Annotated in this window: 21 protein-coding genes and 1 other RNA gene; 14 read left to right on the forward strand and 8 right to left on the reverse strand. The window is 69.2% G+C overall.

Annotation, left to right across the window (positions count from 1 at the left end; genetic code table 11):
• Positions 1-2: 2 nt before the first annotated feature.
• A complete protein-coding gene (locus FBZ89_RS07350) occupies positions 3-680 on the reverse strand; it encodes a glutathione S-transferase family protein (protein WP_145749335.1) in 678 nt (225 codons plus the stop codon).
• Between the two features lie 186 nt (positions 681-866).
• Here FBZ89_RS07350 and FBZ89_RS07355 point away from each other — a divergent pair, with 186 nt between their 5' ends.
• The 7 genes from FBZ89_RS07355 to FBZ89_RS07385 all read left to right on the forward strand — a co-directional run bounded on the left by FBZ89_RS07355 (position 867) and on the right by FBZ89_RS07385 (position 7,536).
• Entirely contained in the window at positions 867-2,294 is a 1,428-nt protein-coding gene (locus FBZ89_RS07355) for a leucyl aminopeptidase family protein (protein ID WP_145749336.1), read from the forward strand.
• Between the two features lie 220 nt (positions 2,295-2,514).
• Positions 2,515-2,946 carry a MarR family transcriptional regulator gene (locus FBZ89_RS07360; RefSeq protein ID WP_145749337.1) on the forward strand — a complete coding sequence of 144 codons (432 nt, stop codon included), beginning with the start codon at positions 2,515-2,517 and terminating at the stop codon, positions 2,944-2,946.
• Positions 2,947-2,952: 6 nt separating this feature from the next.
• A complete protein-coding gene (locus FBZ89_RS07365) occupies positions 2,953-3,822 on the forward strand; it encodes a C40 family peptidase (protein ID WP_145749338.1) in 870 nt (289 codons plus the stop codon).
• Positions 3,823-3,949: 127 nt separating this feature from the next.
• Positions 3,950-5,500 carry a PAS domain-containing sensor histidine kinase gene (locus FBZ89_RS07370; protein ID WP_145749339.1) on the forward strand — a complete coding sequence of 517 codons (1,551 nt, stop codon included), beginning with the start codon at positions 3,950-3,952 and terminating at the stop codon, positions 5,498-5,500.
• Positions 5,490-6,134, forward strand: coding sequence for a response regulator transcription factor (locus tag FBZ89_RS07375; protein ID WP_145749340.1), 645 nt, complete (start codon positions 5,490-5,492; stop codon positions 6,132-6,134). Before FBZ89_RS07370 ends, FBZ89_RS07375 begins: the two co-directional genes overlap by 11 nt.
• Positions 6,135-6,259: 125 nt before the next feature.
• A complete protein-coding gene (locus tag FBZ89_RS07380) occupies positions 6,260-6,637 on the forward strand; it encodes a response regulator transcription factor (protein WP_145749341.1) in 378 nt (125 codons plus the stop codon).
• Positions 6,638-6,792: 155 nt separating this feature from the next.
• Positions 6,793-7,536 (forward strand): cyclic nucleotide-binding domain-containing protein, encoded by a 744-nt coding sequence (locus FBZ89_RS07385; protein WP_145749342.1) that lies wholly within the window; start codon positions 6,793-6,795, stop codon positions 7,534-7,536.
• Here the strand turns inward: FBZ89_RS07385 and FBZ89_RS07390 are convergent.
• The 3 genes from FBZ89_RS07390 to FBZ89_RS07400 form a co-directional block, all read right to left on the reverse strand.
• A complete protein-coding gene (locus tag FBZ89_RS07390; protein ID WP_145749343.1) occupies positions 7,530-8,462 on the reverse strand; it encodes a 2-hydroxyacid dehydrogenase in 933 nt (310 codons plus the stop codon). The two genes, FBZ89_RS07385 and FBZ89_RS07390, sit on opposite strands and share 7 nt — an antisense overlap.
• Positions 8,463-8,474: 12 nt before the next feature.
• Positions 8,475-9,359, reverse strand: a complete 885-nt coding sequence (locus FBZ89_RS07395) for a prephenate dehydratase (protein ID WP_145749344.1) — start codon at positions 9,357-9,359, stop codon at positions 8,475-8,477.
• 81 nt (positions 9,360-9,440) lie between these two features.
• A complete protein-coding gene (locus FBZ89_RS07400; protein ID WP_145749345.1) occupies positions 9,441-10,223 on the reverse strand; it encodes a 3-deoxy-manno-octulosonate cytidylyltransferase in 783 nt (260 codons plus the stop codon).
• Between the two features lie 273 nt (positions 10,224-10,496).
• Here FBZ89_RS07400 and FBZ89_RS07405 point away from each other — a divergent pair, with 273 nt between their 5' ends.
• The 3 genes from FBZ89_RS07405 to FBZ89_RS07415 all read left to right on the forward strand — a co-directional run bounded on the left by FBZ89_RS07405 (position 10,497) and on the right by FBZ89_RS07415 (position 12,608).
• Complete coding sequence (locus FBZ89_RS07405; protein ID WP_145749346.1) at positions 10,497-11,036, forward strand: c-type cytochrome; 540 nt, start codon at positions 10,497-10,499, stop codon at positions 11,034-11,036.
• A gap of 140 nt (positions 11,037-11,176) precedes the next feature.
• Positions 11,177-11,956: a histidinol-phosphatase gene (hisN, locus tag FBZ89_RS07410; RefSeq protein WP_145749347.1), complete on the forward strand. Its 780-nt coding sequence runs from the start codon at positions 11,177-11,179 to the stop codon at positions 11,954-11,956.
• Positions 11,957-12,209: 253 nt separating this feature from the next.
• Positions 12,210-12,608, forward strand: coding sequence for a hypothetical protein (locus FBZ89_RS07415; RefSeq protein WP_211115134.1), 399 nt, complete (start codon positions 12,210-12,212; stop codon positions 12,606-12,608).
• A gap of 35 nt (positions 12,609-12,643) precedes the next feature.
• Here the strand turns inward: FBZ89_RS07415 and FBZ89_RS07420 are convergent, their stop codons facing one another.
• Together FBZ89_RS07420 and nudC are read right to left on the reverse strand one after the other, a co-directional pair.
• Positions 12,644-13,060 (reverse strand): phage tail protein, encoded by a 417-nt coding sequence (locus FBZ89_RS07420; protein WP_145749348.1) that lies wholly within the window; start codon positions 13,058-13,060, stop codon positions 12,644-12,646.
• 30 nt (positions 13,061-13,090) lie between these two features.
• A complete protein-coding gene (gene nudC / locus FBZ89_RS07425) occupies positions 13,091-14,053 on the reverse strand; it encodes an NAD(+) diphosphatase (RefSeq protein ID WP_342780584.1) in 963 nt (320 codons plus the stop codon).
• A gap of 132 nt (positions 14,054-14,185) precedes the next feature.
• On the opposite strand from nudC, the gene ffs reads away from it, so the two are divergent.
• The 4 genes from ffs to recR all read left to right on the forward strand — a co-directional run bounded on the left by ffs (position 14,186) and on the right by recR (position 17,540).
• Positions 14,186-14,283: signal recognition particle sRNA small type (ffs, locus tag FBZ89_RS07430), an RNA gene on the forward strand.
• A 93-nt stretch (positions 14,284-14,376) separates the two neighbouring features.
• Complete coding sequence (locus tag FBZ89_RS07435; RefSeq protein ID WP_145749350.1) at positions 14,377-16,338, forward strand: DNA polymerase III subunit gamma/tau; 1,962 nt, start codon at positions 14,377-14,379, stop codon at positions 16,336-16,338.
• A gap of 3 nt (positions 16,339-16,341) precedes the next feature.
• Positions 16,342-16,665: a YbaB/EbfC family nucleoid-associated protein gene (locus FBZ89_RS07440; RefSeq protein ID WP_088870677.1), complete on the forward strand. Its 324-nt coding sequence runs from the start codon at positions 16,342-16,344 to the stop codon at positions 16,663-16,665.
• A 266-nt stretch (positions 16,666-16,931) separates the two neighbouring features.
• Positions 16,932-17,540: a recombination mediator RecR gene (recR, locus tag FBZ89_RS07445; RefSeq protein ID WP_145749351.1), complete on the forward strand. Its 609-nt coding sequence runs from the start codon at positions 16,932-16,934 to the stop codon at positions 17,538-17,540.
• A 15-nt stretch (positions 17,541-17,555) separates the two neighbouring features.
• On the opposite strand, the gene FBZ89_RS32030 is transcribed toward recR, so the two are convergent.
• Both FBZ89_RS32030 and FBZ89_RS07455 read right to left on the reverse strand, forming a co-directional pair.
• A complete protein-coding gene (locus FBZ89_RS32030; protein ID WP_145749352.1) occupies positions 17,556-18,050 on the reverse strand; it encodes an energy transducer TonB in 495 nt (164 codons plus the stop codon).
• Positions 18,051-18,242: 192 nt separating this feature from the next.
• Entirely contained in the window at positions 18,243-20,003 is a 1,761-nt protein-coding gene (locus FBZ89_RS07455; RefSeq protein ID WP_145749353.1) for a TonB family protein, read from the reverse strand.
• Positions 20,004-20,051: the final 48 nt, after the last annotated feature.

The following is a 20,051-nucleotide window of genomic DNA, read 5'->3' on the forward strand; positions in this document are numbered from 1 at the left end:
CCTTAATCCAGCAACATGTCCAAGACCACCGTCTCCCGCGCCGCGTCCGCGCGCCAGTCCCTCATGGCGGGCAGGGCCTCGATGGCGGCGGCATAGGCCTGGGACGCTTCGGTCAGCGGCACCTTCCAGGTCTGGAAACGGGTGACCACGGGCGCGTACATGGCATCGGCGATGGCGAAGGCGCCGAACAGGAAGGGGCCGCCATGCCGGTCCAGGCAATCGGCCCAGATGGCCTGGATGCGGGCGATGTCCCCGGCGGCCTTGGCCAGCCGTTCCGGACGGTCGATGGTGCGGGCCAGATCCATGAACAGGTTGCGGCGCACGTCCATGAAGCCCGCGTGCATCTCGGCGCTGATGGAGCGCGCGTGGGCGCGGGTGGCTTGGTCCCGTGGCCACAGCCGGGCTTCGGGCGCCAGTTCGGCCGCGTATTCGCAAATGGCCAGGCTGTCCCACACCGTGACGTCGCCGCCGGCGGCGCGGTGGGGCCCCGTGTGGTGGATCAGGGCCGGCACCTTGCCCGCCGGGCTGTGGGCCAGCATGCGCGCCTTGCTGTCCGCCTGCCGCAGGGGGATCACCACCTCCTCGAAGGCCAGGCCGGCGTGGCGCAGCGCCAGGTAGGGGCGCAGCGACCAGGAGGAATAGGTCTTGCTGCCCAGGATCAGGGTCAGGTCGGCGGACATGGGGTTTCCTCAGCGTCGGGCGGGAGGCAGGGGCCATAGGGTGGGGGCGGAAGGGTAGCGGGCGACGGCGCCCCGCGCCAGGGGCGTCGCACCCGGCACCGTCCTGTTTGAAACCGGGTGTTTGAAACCGGGCTTGGGATGTGGAACCCTGCGCGCCTGACTTTCCGAAGCCGAAAGGTTCCACCCGTGCTGTCCTGCTTCCTGGCCCAGAAGGCCGCCGATACCGTCACCCTGATCCCTGTGCGCAAGGATGGGCTGGACGCCTGGCTGGAAACCGCCCCGGCCGCCACCGCCGCCTGGGTGCGCAGCGTCGGCTTCACGGCCGAGCCGGGCGCCACCGCGCTGCTGCCCTCGGCCGACGGCCGGTTGGACCGGGTGCTGGTGGGGGTGGGCGAGACGCTGGATCTGTGGAGTTTCGCCGGCCTGCCGACGACGCTGCCGGCGGGCCCTAAAACGTCCAAGGGCGGCGGTGCCAGCTATGCCCTGGCCAGCTATGCTCTGGACGACAGCCTGACGCCCGAGCAGGCGACGGCCGCCGCCATCGGCTGGGCGCTGGCCAGCTACCGCTTCACCCGGTACCGCAAGGCGACGAAGGACCTGCCGCGCCTGGTGCTGCCGGCTGGTGCCGACGCCCATGCCGTGGACAGCATGGCCCGCGCCGTCTACCTGGTGCGCGACCTGATCAACACCCCGGCGGAGGACATGGGGCCGGCCGACCTGGCCGCCACCGCGAAGGAACTGGGGGCGGAGTTCGGCGCCGAGGTCTCGGTCATCGTCGGCGACGACCTGCTGACCCACAACTACCCCACCGTCCATGCCGTGGGCCGGGCGGCGGACAAGAAGCCGCATTTCATCGACCTCACCTGGGGCGACGCCGCCAACCCGCTGGTCTGCCTGGTGGGCAAGGGCGTGTGCTTCGACAGCGGCGGCCTGGACATCAAGGCGGCGGGCGGCATGCTGCTGATGAAGAAGGACATGGGCGGTGCCGCCCATGTGCTGGGCCTGGCGCGCCTGGTCATGACGGCCAAGCTGCCGGTGCGCCTGCGCGTGCTGGTGCCGGCGGTGGAGAACGCCATCTCCGGCAACGCCTTCCGCCCCATGGACATCATCACCACCCGCAAGGGCCTGACGGTGGAGATCGGCAACACGGACGCCGAGGGCCGCCTGATCCTGTGTGACGCCCTGGCGGAGGCCGACAGCACCAAGCCCGCCTTGATCCTGGACTTCGCCACCCTGACGGGCGCCGCCCGCATCGCGCTGGGCACCGAGCTGCCGGCCCTGTTCGCCAACGACGACCAGCTGGCCGACGACATCCTGGCCGCCGCCAAGGAAACGGGCGACCCGCTGTGGCGCATGCCGCTGTGGCAGGGCTACGCCAAGCAACTGGACAGCAAGATCGCCGACCTGAACAACGCGCCCGGCGGCGGCTATGGCGGCGCCATCACCGCGGCCCTGTACCTGGAGCGGTTCATCACCAAGGGCACGCCCTGGGCCCACATCGACCTGATGGCCTGGAACGCCAGCGCCAAGCCCGGCCGGCCGGAGGGGGGTGAGGCCATGGGCCTGCGCGCCGCTTTCGCCATGCTGAGCCGCCGGTACCCGGCCCAGGCCTGAAATCCTCCGGCGCCTCCCGGGAAACGACCGGGAGGCGCCGGCTTGGATAAAAAATAATTATGTAGCGTTCCGCTACCCCTTCGGGGGTGGCAGGCCCTTGCCGCTGGGCGGGACTTTCGGCACACTCCCGACAGTTGCGGCTGGCCGATACGCTGTCGGAATGACGGCGGGCCGGAACAACGGGCGGGCCGGATAAACGTTTCCGGATGCGGGGGGCATCATGTCGCGTAATCTCGAAGCCCTGGAACTCTGGCGCGGCGCGCTGGTGGCCAGCGTGCGGGCCGCCAGCCCGGATCTCTCGGCCCGCCAGCTGGCTTTGCTGCTGACCGTCTACATGACCCCACCGCCCCACACGGTGCGCGGCCTGGCGGCGACGCTGAACGTGTCCAAGCCCGCCATCACCCGCGCCCTGGACCGGCTGGGTCGCCTGGGCTTCACCAAGCGCAAGCGGGACGCGGAGGATCGGCGCAACGTCCTGGTCCAGCGCACGGTCAAGGGCTCCGTCTTCCTGCATGAGTTCGGGCAGATGGTGATTGACGCGGGCGCCGTGCAGGGCGCATTGGACGGGGCACGCGCCGCGGCATCCCGGCCGGCCGCCGCGACCCCCGTCGCCCCCCCGTCAGCTTCGGAGCCGGTTTCAGCGCCGGTATGATGTGAGATGTCCAGCAAAGCGAAGACCACGCCGGCCCTAGACCCGCGCGTGAACCCTTACCGTTCCGACCTCGCCTCCGCCCACCTTTACGGCAAGGTCACGGCCGAGCGCTATGTCGATGGCGTGCCCTGCCAGGTGCGCGCCGGCTACGTCAGCCTGAAGGAAGAACCCACCTTCACCGCCCGCCAGTCCACCCAGCTGCTGTTCGGCGAGGTGTTCACGGTGTTCGAGGAGAAGGATGGCTGGGTCTGGGGCCAGAACGCCACCGACGGCTATGTCGGCTATCTGCAGCTGGAGGCCCTGGATGACGAGTTGGCGGAGCCGACGCACAAGCTGACGGCCCTGCGCAGCTTCTTCCATCCCGAGCCGGACCTGAAAACCCCGCCGCTGGACATGATCAGCCTGGGCGCGCCCCTGTGCGTGGTGGAGGTGGAGAACGGCTTCGCCGGCGTGGCTGGCGGCGGCTGGGTCCCCCTGGTCCATGTGGCGGAGATCGGTTCCCTGAAAGCCGACCCGGTGGACACCGCCCTGCGCCTGCTGGGCACGCCCTATCTGTGGGGCGGCCGCACCAGCGTGGGCATCGATTGCTCCGGCCTGGTCCAGCTGGCGCTGGATGCCGCCGGCCTGCCGTGCCCGCGCGACAGCGACCAGCAGCAGGCGGCCCTGGGCACCCTGGTTTCGGCCGATGGCGTCGGCCACGCCTACCAGCGCGGCGACCTGGTGTTCTTCCCCGGCCATGTCGGCATCATGGCGGATGAAACCCATCTGGTGCACGCCAACGCCCATCACATGGCCACGGTGCGCGAACCCCTGGCCGACGTCCTGGCGCGGGCGGCGGCGGGCAAGGGCGTCACGGCGGTGAAGCGCCTGGGGTGAGGGCGCCCCCCGGGGGCACGCTTTCGGCGAACATTCCGATGCATTTCCACCTCAGCTCGGGATGGGGAATTGTTAGGGATGGGAAACGTTCGGATCACGACATATGGTGTGACGAACGGAGACCCCCATGCTGTCACCCCACTTCCGCGCGTTGATGGACACCGTGCCCGATGGCGTGATCGTCATCGACGGCCAGGGTACGATACTATCCTTCAACCCCGCCTGCGAACGCCTGTTCGGCTGGACGGCGGCGGAGGTGATGGGCCGTAACGTCAAGATGCTGATGCCCGCCCCCTACCAGGGCGAACACGACCAGTATCTGGCCCGCTACCGCGCCACGGGGGAAAAACGGATCATCGGCATCGGCCGCGAGGCCACGGGCCTGCGCCGGGACGGCACCACCTTCCCCATGGAACTGTCGGTGGGCGAGGCGCTGCAGGACGGGCCGACGGCCTATATCGGCATCATCCGCGACATCAGCGACCGGCGGGCGGCGGAACAGGCCTTGCGCAACCGCGAGGCGCGCCTGGCCTCCATCATCGAGACCATCCCGGACGCCCTCATCGTCATCGATGGACAGGGGCTGATCCGTTCGTTCAGCCCGGCCGCCCAGCGCCTGTTCGGCTATGCCGAGGCGGAGGTGCAGGGGCGGAACGTCAGCATGCTCATGCCCTCGCCCTACCGGGAGCAGCACGACCAGTACATCGCCCGCTACCTCGCCACGGGGGAGAAGCGCATCATCGGCGTCGGCCGCATCGTCTCCGGCCAGCGCCGCGATGGAACCGTGTTCCCCATGGAACTGGCGGTCGGTGCCGTGGACCTGGAGGGCGAGCGCCTGTTCACCGGCTTCGTCCACGACCTGACGGAACACCAGGCGGTGGAGCGGCGGCTGCAGCAGTTGCAGGCGGAACTGCTGCACGTCGGTCGGGTCAGCGTCATGGGGCAGTTGGCGTCGGCCCTGGCACATGAGCTGAACCAGCCGCTGACGGCGGTGGTCAATTACATCAAGGCGTCCCTGCGGCTGCTGGAGCGGCCGGAAACCGTCGACATGCCCCTGGCGCGGGAGGCCATGGAAAAGGCGTCGGCGCAGGCCCTGCGGGCCGGGCAGATCATCCGGCGGCTGCGCGACTTCATCGCCAAGGGCGGCACCGACCGGCGTGCGGAAAGCCTGGATGGCCTGATCGAAGAGGCGGCCGCCCTGGCCCTGGTCGGGGCGCGGGAAAGCGGCGTGCGCATGGAATTGCGCCTGCAGCGGCAGGACCTTCGCGCCGTCATCGACAAAATCCAGATCCAACAGGTGCTGCTCAACCTCATCCGCAACGCGGTCGAGGCTATGGAAGGCCAGCCGGAACGCATCCTGTCCATCACGGCGGCCCCCATCGCGGTCCCCGCGACGGCCCCCGCGACGGCCCCCGCGACGGCCCCGGACGGGGCGGGGTTCATGGAGATCGCTGTGGCTGATACCGGCCATGGGCTGGATGACGCCACCATGGCCCGCCTGTTCCAGCCCTTCGTTTCCGGCAAGGAACGGGGCATGGGGGTGGGGCTGTCGATCAGCCGGTCCATCGTCGAGGCCCATGGCGGGCGGCTGTGGCCCGAACGTAATGAACACGGCGGCGCGACCTTCCGTTTCACGCTGCCCCTGCTGCCTGAGACCGAGAGAAACCATGACGCCTGAGTCGATCATCGCCGTGCTGGATGACGATGCCGCCGTGCGGGATTCGCTGCGGCTGTTGCTGATGGCGTCGGGCTACCAGGTTGCGGTCTTTTCCTCACCCCTGGAGTTCCTGGACTCCGACGCGCCCGCGCGCTGCGCCTGCCTGGTGGTGGATGTGCGCATGCCCGGCCTGAGCGGGCTGGAGGTCCAGGAACGGCTGGTCGCGCGGGGATCCACCCTGCCGGTCATCATCATGACCGGCCATGGCGACGTCCCCCTGGCGGTGGCGGCGATGAAGGCCGGGGCCTTGGACTTCATCGAGAAGCCGTTCGAGGAGGAGACGCTGCTCGCATCCCTCCAGTCGGCGCTGTCCCGGCCCCGTGCCATGGCCGACGCGGACTCCTCCTCTGCCGGGGCGGAGACGCCGTCGCCGGAGGCGCTGGCCTGCCTGGACGCGCTGACGCCGCGGGAATTGGACGTGTTGCGGGGGTTGGTCGATGGCAAGCCCAACAAGATCATCGCCTTCGATCTGTCCATCAGCCCGCGCACCGTTGAAATCCACCGCGCCCGGGTGATGGAGAAGATGCGCGCCGGCAGCCTGTCCCATCTGGTGCGGCTGGCGCTGGCGGCAGGTATTCGCCCGGACGCGGGTTGATCCGCGTCAAACCCGGCCGGAATACGGGGAAACCCTTATTACTCCAGTAGGCGCCGACACCTTAACGTTGGGGGTGGCGGGGTTGGCATCACCGCCGCTGGTGTAACGCCTCTAGGAGATGTGATGTGGCCGAGATCGCGGCGGGACGGATCCATATCGTCGATGACGACGAGTCCGTCCGCGACTCCTTAAAGTTCCTGCTACGGCTGTACGGCTTCGAGGTTGATCTTCACGCCTCTTGCCGTGACTTCGCCGCCGATTTCGATGGCGGTCCGGGGTGCCTGCTGCTTGACCAGCATATGCCCGACATGACGGGCGTCGAGTTCGTTGAGGGGCACCGCGCCCTGCTGCGCGACGTGCCTGTCCTGATGATGTCCGCGAATATGGAGGCGGAGACGCGCGACCGGGCCCTTCGGGCGGGGGTGGCCGGTTTCCTGGACAAGCCCGTCGATACCGGCCGGCTGCTGGATGAGTTGCGGCTGCTGCTGGGCGGCCCCGCCTGAGGGACCGTGGTTGTGCGCCCATAAGGGGTTTTACGCCCATAAGGGGTTTTACGTAGGTAGAAGACCGAACTCATCAGGTGGAACGTCAGGCGCTACCGTCCTCCCATGGAACGACGACGGGCTGGTTCAGGCCCGACACGAACGGGAGCCCCCAGATGACGCCATCGCTCGCCACCGCCCCGGCCGCCGCCCGCCAGCCCAGCCTGGCCGTCTTCAACGCCCTGTCGGCGCCGTCCGCCAGCCGGGCCGCATCCGCCGGCCCGTTCGCCCCCTGGGCGGACGAGGCCTCCACCTACAGCCGGGACCAAGTGATCTTTTCGGAAGGCGACACGGCCAGCAGCGTGCGCATCATCACCTCCGGCATGGTCCGCATCCTGCGTATGATGGCTGACGGCCGGCGGCAGATCGTGGGCTTCCTGCAGCCCGGCGACATGTTGGGGCTGGCCATGGGCGGCACCTATCTCTATTCCGCCGAGGCCGTCACGCCCGTGACCTTGCGGCGCCTGTCCCGCACGCAGTTCGACACGCTGCTGGAACGGGATCCCGAATTGCGCCTGCGCCTGCTGGCGGCCACCGCGACCGAACTGCAGGTGGCGCAGGAGCAGATGCTGTTGTTGGGTCGCAAAACAGCGCCGGAGCGGCTGGCAAGCTTTCTGTTGCGCCAGGCCCGGCGGGTAACGCCCGAACCTGAGGACCATTGCCGCATCTCGCTGCCCATGACCCGCACCGACATTGCGGATTTCCTGGGGCTGACCATGGAAACGGTCTCCCGCGCCTTCACCAAGCTCAAGACCACCCACCTCGTCCGGCTGTTGCCCGACCAGATGGTGGAATTGGTGGATGTCGAGGCCTTGATCGATTTGTCGGAAGGCGGCGGCCAGTCCAGCCTCATTCAATAGCCGCGCCGCCGATCCACCAGGTTGATCAGCGGCTGGCCCGCGGCCAGGCGCTTCAGCCCGCCCACCACCTGTTCCACCGCCGTGCGCGCCTGGGTGATGGCGGCGACGTGGGGGGTGACGGTCACCCTAGGGTGGGTCCAGAAGGGATGGTCGGCCGGCAACGGTTCGGTGCGGAACACGTCCAGCGTGGCACCGGCCAGGTGGCCGCTGTTCAGCGCCGCCAGCAGATCCTCCTCCACCAGATGGCGCCCCCGGGCCGCGTTGATGACCACGGCACCCCGGGGCAACTGGGCGAGCAGGCCCGCGTCCAGGATGTTCTCCGTGTCCGCCGTCAGGGGCAGCAGGCAGACCAGGATGTCCGTGCGCGCCAGGAAGGGCGCCAGGCCCCCGGCCCCGTGATATGTCGCGATGCCGTCCAGTTGCTTGGGCGAGCGGCTCCAGCCCGCCACATCGAAGCGCAGGGCCTTCAGGGCATGCGCCGCGTCGCTGCCCAGGGCGCCCAGGCCCAGGATGCCCACCTTGCGCTCCCGCGCCAGGTGCTGATGGGTCAGCTGCTTCCACTGCCCCGCCCGCTGCTGCGCCTCGAACAGGGGGGCGTCGCGGTGCCAGCGCAGCACGTGCAGGCAGACATATTCGGTCATACCCTCGGTCAGGCCCGGTTCCACCATGCGCACCAGGGGCAGGTCGGGAAGGGTGGGATCGGCCAGCAGGGCGTCAACTCCGGCGCCCAGCGAGAAGATGACCTTCAGCTTGGGCAGGCTGGCCAGCAGGCCCGCCGGCGGCTTCCAGACCAGGGCATAGTCGATCTCCGCCGGGTCGCCCATGCCGTCCGGCCATACGCGTACATCCAGCTCAGGCAATTGGGCGTTCAACTCATTCGCCCAGTCCTCGGCATGATCGTGGGCGGAGACGAACAGCAGGGCCATCGGGAAGGCTCCTTAATCCTGCCCGTCGTCGCGCTGGCTGCTTTCGGAGCGGAAGGGGTGGGCGGGGTAGACGCCCAGGATTTTCAGTTCGCGGGCGAAGAAGTCCAGCTCTTCCAGCGCCAAGCGCAGGGGCCGGTCCTCGGGGTGGCCTTCCACGTCGGCGTAGAACTGGGTGGAGGTGAAGCGGCCGCCCACCATGTAGCTTTCCAGCTTGGTCATGTTGACGCCATTGGTGGCGAATCCGCCCATGGCCTTGTACAGGGCCGCCGGCACGCTGCGCACGCGGAAGACGAAGCTGGTGATGACGGGGCCCGCCCCGCGCGGCGCCGGCTTGGGCTCCCGCGACAGGATCAGGAAACGGGTGGTGTTATGCTCCGCGTCCTCGATGCCGCGCGCCAGCACCTCCAACCCGTAAATCTGCGCTGCCAGTTCCGAGGCGATAGCCCCCTGGGTCGGGTCGCCCCACGTGGCCACGTCGGCGGCCGCGCCGGCGGTGTCGGCGTGGGTGATGGGCGCCATGCCGTGGGCGCGCAGATAGCCGCGGCACTGCGACAGCGCCTGGATGTGGGAATGCACTTGTTTCAGGCCGGCGATGGTCGCCCCCTTGGGCGCCACCAGGCAATGGACCACGCGCTGGAAATGCTCCCCGATGATGTGCAGGCCGCCCTGGGGTAACAGGTGGTGCATGTCGGCCACGCGGCCGGCCACCGAATTCTCGATGGGAATCATGGCCAGGCGGGCGCGGCCCTCCGTCACGGCGGCGAAGGCGTCCTCGAACGAGTAGCAGGGCAGGGGAGCCATGTCCGGAAACACCTGGCGGCACGCCATGTCGGAATTGGCGCCCGGCGCCCCCTGGTAGGCGATGGTGTTCTCCGCGCCCCGCTCACTGCTGGACATTGTTTTCCCTTTCTTGGACCGCCCCTTGACGGCGCGACCGCATCCTACAACGGCATGAGCCGGAATCTCATGCCGTTGGTTTTAGGGGGCGCCTATGCGGCCGATGAGGGCGCGGGCGCGTTCCAGGTCCTCCGGCGTGTCCACGCCCAGGGGCACGGCGTCCACCACCGCCACGTCGATGCGCATGCCGTTGGCCAGCGCGCGCAGCTGCTCCAGCTTCTCGCGCTGCTCCAAGGCGGCGGGGGGCAGGGCGACGAAGCGGGCCAGGGCCTCGCGACGATAGGCATACAGGCCGATGTGGTGATGGTGCGGGCCGGCACCCCAGGGGCTGGTGGTACGGGTGAAGTACAGGGCGCGGCCCACGCGGGCGCCGGGCGCCAGCTCGACCACAGCCTTGACCACGTTGGAGTTGTGCCGCTCCTCCTCCACGGTGATCTCCACCGCCAGGGTGGCGATGTCCACCGCCGGATTGGCCAGCGGGCCGAAGGCGGCGCGCACCGTGGCCGGCTCCACCGTCGGCAAATCGCCCTGGACGTTGACCACGGCGTCGTGCCGCCCCTCCGGGTCCACCAGGCGCAGCGCCTCGTGGATGCGGTCGGAGCCGGAGGGGTGGTCAGGGTCGGTCAGCACCGCCTGGCCGCCGGCGTCGCGCACCGCCTCGACGATTTCCTTTTCCGCCGCCGCCACCAGCACCGGGCCGATGTCGGCCTCCGCCGCGCGCCGCCACACCTGCACGATCATGGGCGCGCCGCCGATGTCGGCCAGCGGCTTGTTGGGCAGGCGGGTGGAGGCCATCCGTGCCGGAATGATCACGATGGGGGCTTTGGGCGCGCCCACGGGAAAGACGGCGGGGCTTGAAGACATGGGGCTTCGGCCTACGATTTGATTTGGCTCATGGCTGGGGCAGGCGTGCGACATTTACCTCCCATGGTCAAGCCGGTTTGCAGGCAGGGCGCCGAACTATCTTGCCCTGGTTGAACAGGCCGCTTATCGTCGCCCGGAATTTGGGAGAGTGATGGCCGGACCATAACGGCCCCGGGCATCGACAAGCGTCACCACCTGGCGTTAACGTGGACGCGCAGGAACCATAACCAGCACGCGAATGGCAAACAGCGTGGGACATGAGGGCTTGATCTGATGGCGGGTAGCTTCTTCAACAAGATTTCCATGGCCATTCTGTTGGGCGCGCTGATCGCCCTGCTGGCGGGGTTCATCGCCAAGAAGGCCGTGCACCCGACGATGTTGACCGAGAACGTGTACAAGATCGAAGGCGTTGAGGCGGCCCCGGCCGCGGGTGGTGAGCCGGCGGCACCGGCCAAGCCGGACCCGGTCAGCCCGCTGCTGGCCGGCGCCAGCGCCGACAACGGCGCCAAGCTGACCAAGGTCTGCCAGGCCTGCCACACCTTCGACAAGGGCGGCCCGGCCAAGGTGGGCCCCAACCTGTGGGGCATCATCGGCAACAAGCAGGGCCATATGGAGGGCTTCGCCTACTCCGACGCCATCAAGAAGCTGGGCGGCACCTGGGACTACGAAAAGCTGAACGAGTTCCTGGCCAGCCCCAAGACCTACGCCCCGGGCACCAAGATGACCTTCGCCGGCTTCAAGTCCGTCAAGGACCGCGCCGACGTCATCGCCTATCTGCGCAGCCAGGCCGACAGCCCGGCCCCGCTGCCCTGACAGGGCGGGTGCGCTTAAGGGATAGCCGGCCGCCTTGGGTTTGAGGCGGCGGCCTCTCCGGTATAAAAGCAGGGGCGGTCCCAGCCGGGGCCGCCCCTCTTTGCATGTGCCCCAGCCAGTCCCAAGCCAGGAAGCGCCCCATGACCTCGCCCGTGTCCGACGACCTCATCGCCCTGGCCCATCGCATGGCCGAGTCGGCGGGTGCCGTCATCCGCCGCTATTTCCGGGCGGACGTGGAGATCGATGCCAAGTCCAACCTGACGCCCGTCACCATCGCCGACCGCCAGGCGGAGGAGGCGCTGCGCGCCATCCTGGCGGCCGAGCGCCCCGACGATGGCATCCTGGGCGAGGAACTGGGCACCCACGGTCTGGACCGGGAGTATGTCTGGGTGCTGGACCCCATCGACGGCACCAAGAGCTTCATGACCGGCCGGCCCATCTTCGGCACCCTGATCGGCCTGCTGCGCCATGGCCGTCCCGTGCTGGGCGTCATCGACCAGCCCATCCTGGGGGAGCGGTGGATCGGTGGCGCGGGATATCCCACCCGCTTCAACGGCACGCCCGTGCGCACCCGCGCCTGCGCCACCCTGGCGGAGGCGACGGTGACCACCACCAGCCCCGACATGTTCAAGGGCGTGGAGGCGGAGCGCTTCGCCCAGTTGAAAGCCGCCTCGCGCTACGTCGTCTACGGCAGCGACTGCTATGGCTACGCCCAGGTTGCCAATGGCTGGCTGGACATCTCGGTGGAGCGCGACCTGGCGCCCTGGGACTGGGCCGCCCTGGTGCCGGTGGTCGAGGGCGCCGGCGGCCGCATGACCGACTGGCAGGGCCGCGACCTGGTGCTGGGCGCGGTGGGTGAGGTCGTGGCCTCCGGCGACGCCCGGGCGCACGCCGAGGCGCTGGCCATCATGGGTGGCTGACACCTTTTGGGTTAGTATCGCCACCATCAATCGCGTTGATGGTATTCACATGAGAGCGTTGCGCCTGGCCTTGCTGCTGGTATCGGTTCCCTTTCCTGGCTTGCCAATGGTGGGGGGATTCGCGCTTGCTGCCGATGCCACTGCTGCCGACGCCTGCGTTCCCGATCGCTCAGCGCTGTTGGCGCTGGATGGGCAGGCATTCGACCAGGATATGAACGGGGGGTGGCGCCCTATCGCGGATAAGCCGGGCTGTATGACGGCGGCCGCCGACCTGTTGCGCGATTACCGGGCTGTCCACCCCCAGGAGCCCGCCCGTATCCTATATTGGCATGAGGGGCAGTTGCGGGCCATGGCGGGTGATACCGCTGGCGCCCTCCCTTTGCTGGACCAGTCACGCGACATGAGGGACACGTCCCGGGCCCAGGCCTGGAACGCTTATGTCGATGCCACCCTGGCTTTCCTGCGCCGTGACCTATCGACCCTGCTGGCGGCGCGCGACCGTCTGAGCCACGTTCCGCCGCCGCCACCGGAGTCGGGTGCCACCATGACGCCGTCATCCTGGCCGATGAACATGAGTGTCGTAGATGGTTTGGCCGCTTGCTTCGCCAAGCCTTATGCCGATGCCTACGCATGCTCCGCACCAGGCCGATGAAGATCAGCCAGGTACCAGGCCACGCTGGCTGACGCTTACGGGGCGGAGATCACCATCGTCTCATAGGCGATGTCCACCGACTCCACGGCCACCTCATTGCCTTCGGACTTCAGGTCCGTGCCGGTGATCTTGGTCGGCCAGGCGTTGTCCAGGGTCCAGACCCTCTTGGGCGCGCCGGTTTCGTCCAACAGATTGATCACCACCGTCTTGCGCGCGATGGTGTTCAGCTTGATCTGGTTGAACCAGTCCCACAGGGCGGTGTCGTTCGCGAAGAGGCCCTTGTGCAGGGTGACGTTTCCGACCTTGCGCGAGCCCGGCATTGTGGCGGCGGGGGTGGCCTCGGTGTCCAGCCCGGTCACTTCCTGGAACGTGGCCGTGACGGTGCCGCCCAGCTGGGCCGAGAAATAGAACTTGGGCAGCGGCCAGGTGCTGGTTTGCGTCTCGCCCGACATGATGCCTTCCCCCCCGAATCGGTTCGCGTTTCACACGTCGCCGGCCAGCCAATCCTCAATCAGGCGGCGGGCGATGCTGTCGGCCGGCGGCAGGCGCAAGGACCCATCCAGGGGCCCACGGCGCAGGCTGGCCTGGTAGACCTCGTCGCGGCTGAACCAGCGCGCGTCCTCCAGCTCCTCCAAATCCACCTTCAGCTCGGTGGTCACGGCGCGGGCGTGGAAGCCCAGCATGAGGGAGGAGGGGAAGGGCCAGGGCTGGGAGGATTGATAGCGCACGTCCGTCACCTGGATGCCCGCCTCCTCCATCACCTCGCGCGCCACCGCCTCCTCCAGGCTTTCGCCCGGTTCGACGAAGCCGGCCAGGGTGGAATACATGCCTTGGCCGAAACGGGCCTGCCGGCCCATGACGCAGCGGTCGCCGTCATGCACCAGCATGATCACGGCCGGATCGGTGCGGGGGAAGTGCAGGGTCTTGCAGTCGGGGTTGGTGCAGCGGCGGACGTGCCCGCCCTCGATCACCTCGGTCACGGTGCCGCAGACGCCGCAAAAGCGGTGGCGCTGGTGCCAGCCCAGCAGGCCGCGCACATAGGCCAGCAGGCTGGCCGTGGGCCGGTCCACCTGGTGGGCCAGGGTGCGCAGCTCCGTCGGCGTGCCCAGGCCCAGCAGGTGGGGATGGCCTTCCTCCAGGCTGGACAGATCGACGGCGAAATGGGCGACGTCGCCCTCCACGCCCAGGAAGGCAGGTGCCAGCGTCGCGGCCTCGCGCCACCACGGGCTGCCCGGGTCCAGGTAGACGGGCCGGACCGGCGGCCCCTCCGGCGTTTCGGCCCCTTCCGGCGGCGATGCCACCAGGAACTGGCCGCGCCAGACGGCCAGGAAACGGCTTTCGGGTGCCGCCAGGCGCTGGGCCAGCCAGTCGGCCTGCTTGCGGGCGACGGTGGCGCGGTCCAGGCCGGCGCCGGTGTAGAAGTTGTTTTGGGACCGGTTCGTCATGATCACCATTCGTCTCATGACCAACCGGAGGGGGCAAGGCCACCCCGGGTCGCGGGCGCATCGGAACAGGCGGGGCGGCCCTGCCGCCTTTTCACTTGCTATGGGGTGGGTCGATGCCGATATATGGCGGCGGGAGGTTGGCGGCGGACGTGTCCCTCGCCAACCCGGTCAGGTCCGGAAGGAAGCAGCCGTAACGAGTTTCGGCGCGGGTCGCATGTCCAGCCTCCCACCTCATAAAATCTGAACGCCGCCTTTTGGCCGGTCACAAGGTCCGGCCCGCACATGGCCGGCGGCAGCCAGTGCCGGAAGGGTTGAGCGATCCCGTGACCGATCAGAGCACGCTTTCCCCCGACGCCGAGTCCCCCGCCCCCGCCGGGAACGCCGTCTACCGCGTCCTGGCCCGCAAGTACCGCCCGCGCAATTTCGATGAGCTGATCGGCCAGGACGCCCTGGTGCGCACCCTGCGCAACGCCATCCAGTCGGGGCGCATCCATCAGGCCTATATGCTGACCGGCGTGCGCGGCGTGGGCAAGACCACCACCGCCCGCATCATCGCCCGCGCCCTGAACTGCGTCGGCCCCGACGGCCAGGGCGGCCCCACCGTCAGCCCCTGCGGCGTGTGTGAGCAGTGCGTGTCCATCTCGCAGGACCGCAACGTCGACGTCATCGAGATGGACGCCGCCAGCAACACCTCGGTCGATAACATCCGTGAGATCATCGAGGGCGTGCGCTACGCCCCGGCCGGCGCCCGCTACAAGGTCTACGTCATCGACGAGGTCCACATGCTGTCGCGCAACGCGTTCAACGCGCTGCTGAAGACGCTGGAGGAGCCGCCGCCGCATGTGAAGTTCGTCTTCGCCACCACTGAGATCCGCAAGGTGCCGGTGACGGTGCTGTCGCGCTGCCAGCGCTTCGACCTGCGCCGGGTGGACCAGGGCACGCTGCAGGCCCATTTCGGTCGCATCGCCGAGCAGGAGTCGGTACCGGTGGAGGCGGAGGCCTTGAGCCTCATCGCCCGCGCGGCCGACGGCTCGGTGCGTGACGGCCTGTCGCTGCTGGACCAGGCCATCGCGCTGGGCGGTGGTGCCGTGACCGGGCTTCAGGTCCGCGACATGCTGGGCCTGGCCGACCGCACCCTGGTGGTGGACCTGTTCGAATCGACCCTGTCGGGCAAGCCGGCCGACGCCCTGGCCGTGCTGGACGATTTGCACAAGCGCGGCGCCGACCCGGTGGTCATCGCCCAGGACCTGCTGGACTTCACCCATTTCCTGACCCGTGCCCGCGTGGTTCCCGGCACCGCCCAGGACCAGGGCATCCCGGAGATGGAGCGGGTGCGCGGCGGCGACCTGGCGGCCAAGCTGGGCATGCCCGCCCTGGCCCGCGCCTGGCAGATCCTGCTGAAGGGCCTGTCGGAGGTGCAGCAGGCCCCGGTGCCCATGCAGGCCCTGGAAATGGTGCTGATCCGCCTGGCCTACGCCGCCGACCTGCCCAGCCCCGGCGACCTGGTGCGCAAGCTCATGGAGGGCGGCGTGCCCGCCACGGGTGGGAATGGCGGCGGTGCGCCGATGGGCGGCGGCTCCCTGGGGGGCAACGGCGGCGGTGGCGCCACGGCGCGGGGCACGTCCCTGTCCAGCGGCGTCGCGAACGGCGGTGGCGCGCCCATGGCTGTGCTCCGTGGCGGCTTGGGCGGCGGCTTGGCTGGCGCGGTCAAGGTGGCGCCTGCGGTGGCCCCGACCCCGGCGGTGGAACCGGTGCCGGATCTGCCCCCGGCCGATCCCAAATCCTTCCGCGACGTGGCGGAGCTGTTCGGCACCCGGCGCGAGGGCATGCTGCAGGGCAACCTGTTGAGCATGGTCCACCTGGTGAAGTTCGAGCCGGGGCTGATCGAGCTGCGGCCCACCGCCATGGCCGTGCCCAACCTGGCCGGCCGCGTGGGCCAGTTGCTGACGGAATGGACCGGGCGGCGCTGGATCGTCACCGTCTCCAGCGCCCCCGGCGAACCCACGCTCAGCGACCAGGACCGGGCGGCGGAGAACCGCACCCGCGAACAGGCCGCGGCCAACCCCCTGGTGCAGGCCCTGATGGCCGCTTTCCCCGGCGCCAGGATGGCGGCGGTGCGCGACCTGGACCAGGTGGCCGCGGCGGCAGCCAAGGCCGCCGCCGAGGAGGCCGCCCTCACCCCCGCCTTCCCTTCTTACGGCGATGGCGGTATGGATGCCCCGGACAACCCGTATTTCGATGCGCCGCCCGATATGAGCGACGGCGACTGGGAAGGAGATTTTTAGGCCATGAAGAACATCGGCCAGATGATGAAGCAGGCCCAGCAGATGCAGGCCAAGATGCAGGAAATGCAGGGCAAGCTGGGCGAGATCGAGGCCGACGGCCAGTCCGGCGCCGGCATGGTCCGCGTCGTGGTCAACGGCAAGGGCGAGCTGAAGAAGGTGAAGCTCGACAAGTCCGTCGTGGACCCCGAGGACATCGAGGTGCTGGAGGACCTGCTGGTCGCCGCCTTCAACGACGCCAAGGGCAAGGTCGAGGCGCACATCGCCGAAGAGACCAACAAGCTCATGGGCGGCCTGAAGCTGCCGCCGGGCATGAAGCTGCCGTTCTGATCGGCGCCACCTGTCAGGGTGTTGTGGTTTTGAACGCCGGGCCTGGCGACGGGCCCGGCGTTCTTATATGTGCGGCATTTGATCGTGACCTCTCAAATGCCCCTCAAACGCCGGGCGGGCGCATCCGCGCCCTTGGCTTCCTCACTGCGCCCTGCGGTACTCGCTCCGGCGCCCGCAGTCGCGGGCTACAGCGGCACGAGCCTATCTCGTGCCGATGGCCTTTTTCCCCGCTGGAACAAAGCCGGCACAGCCCCTATCTTGGGGCCATGATCGGCCCTGAAATCGACCGCCTGATACAGCTGTTGTCGCGCCTGCCGGGCCTGGGCCCGCGCTCGGCCCGCCGCGCCGCCTTGCATCTGATCAAGAAGCGCGAACAACTGATGGACCCGCTGGCCGAGGCGCTGGCCGGGGCGGCCGCCCGCATCCGCACCTGCCCCGTCTGCGGCAACCTGGACACGGTGGACCCCTGCGGCGTCTGCCGCGACCCCGCCCGCGACCGCGCCACCCTGTGCGTGGTGGAGGAGGTGGGCGACCTCTGGGCGCTGGAGCGCACGGGCGCCTATCGCGGCCTCTACCATGTGCTGGGCGGCACCCTGTCGGCGCTGGACGGCATCGGCCCCGATGACCTGGCCGTGCCGGGATTGCTGGCCCGCGTGGCCCAGGGGACGGACGGCACGCCGGTGCGCGAGGTCATCCTGGCCCTGAACGCCACCGCCGGCGGCCAGACCACCGCCCACTACCTGACCGATCGCCTCTCCGGCCTGAATGTCGCCATCAGCCGCCTGGCCCACGGCGTCCCCGTGGGCGGTGAACTGGACTACCTGGACGACGGCACCCTCACCGCCGCCTTAAGGGCGCGGCGGACGTTGGGGTGAGGGCTGACGGAGCGGCTATCGATGCTGGCTCTTGCCGTCATCGGGAAGTCGGAAGCGATAGGCCAATTTTACCGTAGCAGATGGGACCGCTTGGCCATTTTCCACGGCTGGGGTGCATCGCCACCGGCGGGATCGTGCGGCCTTTACCAGGGCTGCATCCAATTGATCGTGAGTACTGCTTTCTACGACCCTGGCATTATAGACGCGGCCTTTTGCGTTACAGAAGGCAATGAAAACCACCCTACCTTCCTCGCTCCGCTTTATCGCCGCCGCTGGATAAGTGGGAGGAAAGCGGCGAAAGGACTCCGGATCAATCCTGGTGAGGGGCCGTAAAGGTGGTTGGAAGGTGGTGGGTGTTGCATACTCGAAGTCGATGACCATGAATGGTGGAATTACCGGCAGAAAAACCCTTTCCGCCGCCTGCGCCCGTGACGGAGACGGGCTGAATGGCCACAAAGCCAAAACCACCATCATCCCACTGAGAACCGCATGCCCCGCGCTTGTCCGCATGACTTTCCCCAAGCCATGAACCCGTTAGGGCGATGGTTGCAGAAGTGGGGTGCGCTGTCGCCGGATAAATGAGCGCTCTCAGGGGCGCGCCGGCAGCAGGATCAGGGCGGAAAGGGCGAGCGTGTGGTGGAGGCGCATGGGTCCAGGCGGGGTTGGCGGGTCGAAGAAGGTCGAGGAAGGCGCTGGCCGGTCCTATTTCCGTGCGCCGACCTCCGGCGCCGGGCCGCTGTAGGGAAAGAACCCCCAGGCGGGAACGGCGGTGTGGGTTCCGGGGCGTTGATAGGTCAGGCAGCGCCATTTGCCGGAACGCGCCTGGGTTATCAGGTCGGCGTCCAGGTGCGGGTTGCCGGAACTGCGGAACAGGCTGGGCGTCAGGATTTGGCCGTTGGCGCCGCACCAGAAGCGCAGCCAGGCCTTGGGTTGCTTACGGTGGGCGCCGGTCGCCGGGGCCTGGCCCGGCGCCACCAGCGAGGCGGGGTCCACCGCCGCCCCCACGGGCTCGTCATCGGGCGGCGGGGCGCCGGCGGGCCGGCCGAAATACTGGCGGTAGGCCGTCCAGGCGGCCACTGGCTGCCCGGTGGTGCGCAGCTGCGCGGGAAGGCAGCGCCACAGGCCTGAGTCCGTGGCCGCCATGAAGGCGGCGTCCAACTCCGGGTGGCCACTGCTTTCCATCAACGCGCTGTCTAGCAGGGTTCCGCCCGGCCCGCACAGGAGGGCGGCCGTCAGGGTGGTCTGGTCCTTCGGGTCCTGGGTGCTGCTGGGGGCGCTACGGGGGTAGGCGGGTGGCGCGGTCACCAGGGACCGGATGTCGAGAACGGGGGCCTCCCCCGGCCGGGGGGCGTCGGGGGACAGCTGGAAGATCGCCTGGTGCGCGCCGGGCGTCACCCGGATGCGGCCGGTGGCGGCCGATGTGCCGGGAACGCACCGCACCTGCGGCGACCGCAGGGCCGCCAACGCTGCGGCATCCAGCCGGAGATGGCCGGAGGAGTGGCTGATCTTGAAATCGCCTAGCCGGCCGTTCACGCCGCAGAGGAAGTCGATGACGACCCGCCCTTCCTCACCCGCCCGGGCGGCGTCGACGGTGTAGTCGGCGTGGGCCAACGTGGTGTGGTCGAGCTGCGCCCCGTCCGTCTCGGCCTTGAAGCCGTAGCTGGGGCCGGAGGCGGCGGGTGCCGCGAAGACCAGGCGGTGGAAGCCCCAGGAGTCGATGGGCTGATGGTCGCTGGGACGCTTGGCGGGATTGCAGCGCCATACGCCCGCCCGCGCCGCCGCCAGGACGGTCGAGTCCAGGTGGGGGTGGATGGACGGGCCGGGCTGGGTCAGCTGCGCCTCCACCACCTGTCCATCGGCGCCGCAGCGGAACTTGAAAGGCACGACGCCATACTCCCCGGTGGGCAGGGCGTCCGCCGGATAGGGCGGCTGGACGACGGTATCCAGGTCGATGCGGGCGCCCAGGGCGGGTCCCGGCGGGGCCGCCGGGGCGTCGGCGGCGGGCGCCGCGGCCTCGTTCCTGTGGTCGCGCTGCCGGAAGGTGTAGCGCAGCGTGATCCACGCGGGCCGTGCCGGGCCAGGCGGGGTTTGGGCCCCCGTGCCGGGCACGCAGCGCCACTTACCGCTGGCGCCGGCGGCCAGCGCGGCCGCGTCCAGCCGGTCCGATCCGCTGCCTTCCATCACCTCCGCATCCGTGACCTGGCCGCCGGGCTCGCACAGCAGGGCCAGGGTGACGGTGCCGACTTGCCCCTGCTCCACCGCCACCCAGGGATAGGAGGGGATGGCCTTCATCAGCGTCGCGGGATCCAGCTTCGGGCCATCGGCGGCCAGGAGGGCGTCACGGTCGATGTGGGACGTCGGTACCGGCGCCGGCGGCGGGGCATGGGCGCAGCCGGCGGCCGATGCCATCGCCAGAGACGAGAGGAAGCGGGCGGAGACGATGCGGAAGAGGGTGGGACGCATGGGGCCGAGGTGTCGCGGGAAAGCCGGAGGAGCCGCGATGGTTGCAGA

The organism is Nitrospirillum amazonense (genome assembly GCF_007828045.1).
GTDB classification, from domain to species: Bacteria; Pseudomonadota; Alphaproteobacteria; order Azospirillales; family Azospirillaceae; genus Nitrospirillum; species Nitrospirillum amazonense_C.